Origin of the sequence: Williamsia sp., from assembly GCF_016462415.1 — a bacterium.
Taxonomy (GTDB): domain Bacteria; phylum Actinomycetota; class Actinomycetes; order Mycobacteriales; family Mycobacteriaceae; genus Williamsia_A.
This window is the reverse complement of the sequence record NZ_JAEMTF010000069.1, coordinates 3,444-7,699: the sequence shown is the minus strand read 5'-3', so window position 1 is coordinate 7,699 and position 4,256 is coordinate 3,444. Positions and strand designations below refer to the sequence as shown.

The following is a 4,256-nucleotide window of genomic DNA, read 5'->3' as shown; positions in this document are numbered from 1 at the left end:
GCCGGCGACCGTGACACCGCCCAACCCGTCGCGGCTCCGGCCGGGTCGACGCAGGCCGTGGCGGCCAAGGTCCTGCCCTCGGTGGTCTCCATCGACGTGCGGGTGGGAAACCGTGAGGGTGAGGGCTCCGGAGTGGTGCTCAGCCAGGACGGCGTCATCCTCACCAACAACCACGTCGTCACCGCCGAGACCGGCGGCACGGGCCAGCTCACCGTCAGCTACAGCGACGGCAGCACCTCGGGCGCACGGGTTCTCGGTACCGACCCCATCTCCGACATCGCCGTCATCAAGGCCGACAAGTCGGGTCTCACCCCGATCACCGTCGGTACGTCCGGCAACCTCGCGGTGGGCCAGAACGTCATCGCGGTCGGCTCGCCGCTGGGCCTCGCGGGCACCGTCACCACCGGCATCATCAGCTCGCTGAACCGCCCGGTGTCGACGGCCGGCCAGGACGACAGCACCGCCTCGGTGATCGACGCGATCCAGACCGACGCGGCCATCAACCCGGGCAACTCCGGTGGTGCGCTCGTCAACGCCAACGGCGCGCTGATCGGCATCAACACCGCCATCGCGAGCCTGTCGAGCGGATCGAGCAGCGAGGGCGGCCAGAGCGGCAGCATCGGACTCGGTTTCGCGATCCCGATCGACCAGGCGATGCGCGTGGCCAAGGAGCTGCAGCAGACCGGCAAGGCCACGCAGGCCGGACTCGGTGTCTCGGTGCGCTCGGCCGGAACCACGGCCGACACGCCCGGTGCCCAGATCTCCGACGTCACCGCGGGCGGCGCGGCGGCGCGTGCGGGCATCCCCGCGGGCGCCCTCATCACGAAGGTCAACGACCGCGTCATCAGCTCGGGCGACGCTCTCGTCGCCGCGATCCGCTCGAACGCGCCCGGCGACACCGTCTCCATCACCTACTCGGCCAACGGATCGTCTCGAACCGTCCAGGTCACTCTCGACACTCTGAACACCGGGGGAAATTGATGTCCACCACCGACGACCGCACCGGAATCCTGCGGATCCTGCCCCCGATCACCACCGATAGTGTGATCGCGGACGGCGAACAGCAGTTCGCTCATGACACTGGTGTCACCCAGCACGACCTCGTCGCGGCAGAGATCGCCGCCGAGCGTCTGGCTGCGGGCACCGGAGAGGGACAGAAGATGTCGGTCAGTCTCGAATCGCAGGATCTCGGACGCGCCCTGGTGGTGGTCGTCGACGACCGCGCCGCCCACGGCGAGGACCAGACCCTGATCGGTCCGCTGGTGGGGGAGTTGCTCACCGAGGCCGGGTTCCACGTCGACGCCATGGTCGCCGTGGCTGCCGACGAGGTGGAGATCCGCAACGCCCTCAACACCGCGGTCATCGGCGGGGTCGACCTGGTCATCTCGGTCGGAGGTGTCGGGGTCCGGCCCCGCGACGTCACCCCGGAGGCGACCACCGGACTGCTCGACCGCAACCTGCGCGGGATCGAGGAGGCCGTGCGCAGCTCGGGTCTCGCCGCCGGTGCGGCCGACGCCGGTCTCTCGCGTGGTGTCGCCGGCATGTCCGGACAGACCCTGGTGGTGAACCTCGCCAGCTCACGCGCCGCGGTGCGTGACGGCATGGCCACCGTGACCCCGTTGGCCAAACACGTCATCGAGTCGATCAGCGAGTTCTGATCTCGAGACGCCTCCTCGACACGAACCGACGAACCCGGATCACCGCCATGCGGAGGTCCGGGTTCTGTCTTTCTTCGAACGTCCGGGGCGGGTGGAGAATAGGGCGATGACCGATCGCACGAATTGGGACGAGCGCCGCCGGTTGGCGGAGATCTTCGGCGATGACATGCCCGCCGTCACGTCAGATGAGGCTAGCCTCACCAACAGTGACAAGGATCACCGCGAACAAGGGTCCAGGTCGGATGAGTGGTTGATCAACAACCGCCCTCCGCATCACGAGTAACCCCACGTCACACCGGCCACTTCGGACAAGTCGGTCTGGTGAATCGGTACCGCCGTATCGCGCCGTAGTGAATGCCTGATTTGCGATCAACGTGCTGGGGTTTTGCGACACGACGCGTCTTTGTGTTGTTCAGGCGGTTGCTGAGCGCTAACGTTCCGCGTGATGACGCACCACACACCGAGGGTGCCGAGTCCTGCAAAGCACTCCCGGTAATTGGGGGCATCAGAGCACGTGCCGGGAATTAACTTCTCGGTAACAGCGCGCAATGTGCCCGTCAATCGCTCAAGTCAGTATTTCGCAGAACCGTCAGGTCACTCCGGGCTAACATTCCGATGTCGTCTGGATAACGCACTTCCGTGAGAGGGAACGAATGAGCAAGATGAGCAACTCCGGCCTCCGCCGCCTGGCCGGCGCGGCCGCCATCGCCGCGGCTGCCGCGGTGGGTATGGCCTCCTTGGGCGCAGGCACCGCAGCTGCGGGCCCTCTTCCGAATGGTTCCAAGGTCACGACCGGCATCGATGGCGAGAAGGTCACCATCAAGCGCGCCGGTGAGAGCGCGTACCCGGTTCCCTCCCAGGCCAACAACGGTCTCGGCCGCGCGGCCGAGGTGAGCGGCACCATCGTCGCCACCGCCCCCAAGGGTGCAGACGCAACCCTCGTCAGCGGCTACATCGTCGGCTGCCAGGTCAACGTCGGTGGGCTTTCGCTCGGCGGCGGCGCGACCTTCGACCTCACGGGTGCGCTGGCTCTCTCCGGCAGCTTGTCGCTGCCGTTGACGCCGGGCCAGGCTGCGTTCGTTCCGGTCGCAGATGCCAAGACCATCAAGGGTGGACAGGCCATCATCCAGTACAAGCGCCTGCAGATCGAGGTGCAGAAGTGTGGCGGTTACGCCACCGCGCGCGCGTACTCGCAGGTCGAGGTCAAGGGTGACTTCTACATCAAGTCGACCCTGTACGGCGCTCCGTTCAGCCTGAACTGACGCGACAGATAAACACCACCAAACTCTCGAAACTTTATCTGCCGCAAGCAGACTGAATTCCGTAAGGGGAATCATGAAGAACAACAAGATGCGCTCCGTGGCAGCAGCCGCGGCCATCGCCAGCGTCTCGGCCGTGGCCCTGGCCAGCCTGGGCGCCGGCAACGCCGCCGCCGGCAAGCTGCCGGGCGGTTTCACCACCCAGACCCTGGCCGACGGCTCCAAGGTCACCGTCCAGCTGAAGAACGAGTTCGTCACCCGTGCGCGCTCGGGTGCGGCCAACGCCACCACCCGCAACGTGTGGGTGTCCGGCCAGGTCATCGTGTCCGTCAGTGGCGCGAACGTTCAGGGCGGCACTGTCACCCCGGGTTACATCGTCGGGTGCCAGGTTGACTTCAGCGGTGGCGGAAGCGGAGGGGCCGACGTCGGCGCCTCCACCGACGGCGATCCCACCGACACGACTGCGGGAGCGAACACGTCATTGTCGATCGCTCCCGGCGTCGCCAAGTTCACCCCGGTTCTCGACAGTGGTCTGGGCAAGTACAACGGCTCGGACTCGGCTGACTCCAGCTTCGAGTTCAAGGGCAAGCGCGGCGGCATCGCTTACAGCCAGGAGACCTTCCAGGTCAACGGCTGCGCGGGCTACGCCTCGGCGAAGGCTGCGGTCACGGTGAAGGTCTCGACCGACTCGGTCGACGGCTACGTCACCCTGTACGGCAAGCCGTTCAACCTCGGCTGATCGTAAAGAACTGACAGTTCTCCAGACGGGGAGCGACCTTCGGGTCGCTCCCCGTTTGCATGTCCGGACCAAGGTCCGACGTGAACACCTGGGGCGGATCCTGCCCGCCCGATTGGGACCTCTCACCGGATCCGACCACCGCTGACGTGCGGCGTCACGGAACTGCCGTAACTCGCTGGTACGAAACGTTTTTCCTGATGTAATTTAGCGTCGATAACGTTGTTCTCATGCGGATGAAAATGGTGGCGTGGTTACGTGACCGGATGCACAATGGTGACGTCGTCAGGCGGTGGCGAGCAACGCAGAGTGAATCGGATGAGGTGAGGCAGATGAGCGTGGACAGTGGACTGGGGCGAAGCGGCCAACGGATGATCGACGACGATCTCATCGGCTTCGAACTCGGATGGTTCCAGCACGGCGGCGGTCCCGCCGAGCAGATCCGTGAGCAGTTCGGTCTCGGCGACGTCGAGTTCTTCACCCGCCTACGGTCGCGACTCGACGAGTCGGCAGACGGATCCATGCCGGCCCACGTCGTCGAACAGATGAAAGCGGTGTGCCGCAAGCGTCTGTGGTTGGCCCGCGCCAGCTGATCTGATCTCT

The 4,256-nt window shown here is 65.8% G+C and carries 5 protein-coding genes; all 5 read left to right on the top strand.

Going from position 1 to position 4,256, the window contains the following annotated elements; genetic code table 11:
* Positions 1–981: trypsin-like peptidase domain-containing protein (locus tag JHC79_RS16000; protein ID WP_296392565.1), on the top strand; the 981-nt coding region annotated here is incomplete at its 5' end.
* Entirely contained in the window at positions 981–1,658 is a 678-nt protein-coding gene (locus tag JHC79_RS15995) for a molybdopterin-binding protein (RefSeq protein ID WP_296392563.1), read from the top strand. The genes JHC79_RS16000 and JHC79_RS15995, both read left to right, overlap by 1 nt.
* 662 nt (positions 1,659–2,320) lie before the next feature.
* Entirely contained in the window at positions 2,321–2,920 is a 600-nt protein-coding gene (locus JHC79_RS15990; protein WP_366782916.1) for an MspA family porin, read from the top strand.
* A 73-nt stretch (positions 2,921–2,993) separates the two neighbouring features.
* Positions 2,994–3,656 carry an MspA family porin gene (locus tag JHC79_RS15985; protein WP_296392559.1) on the top strand — a complete coding sequence of 221 codons (663 nt, stop codon included), beginning with the start codon at positions 2,994–2,996 and terminating at the stop codon, positions 3,654–3,656.
* A 329-nt stretch (positions 3,657–3,985) separates the two neighbouring features.
* Positions 3,986–4,246, top strand: coding sequence for a hypothetical protein (locus tag JHC79_RS15980; RefSeq protein WP_296392557.1), 261 nt, complete (start codon positions 3,986–3,988; stop codon positions 4,244–4,246).
* The last annotated feature ends 10 nt before the right edge of the window (positions 4,247–4,256 follow it).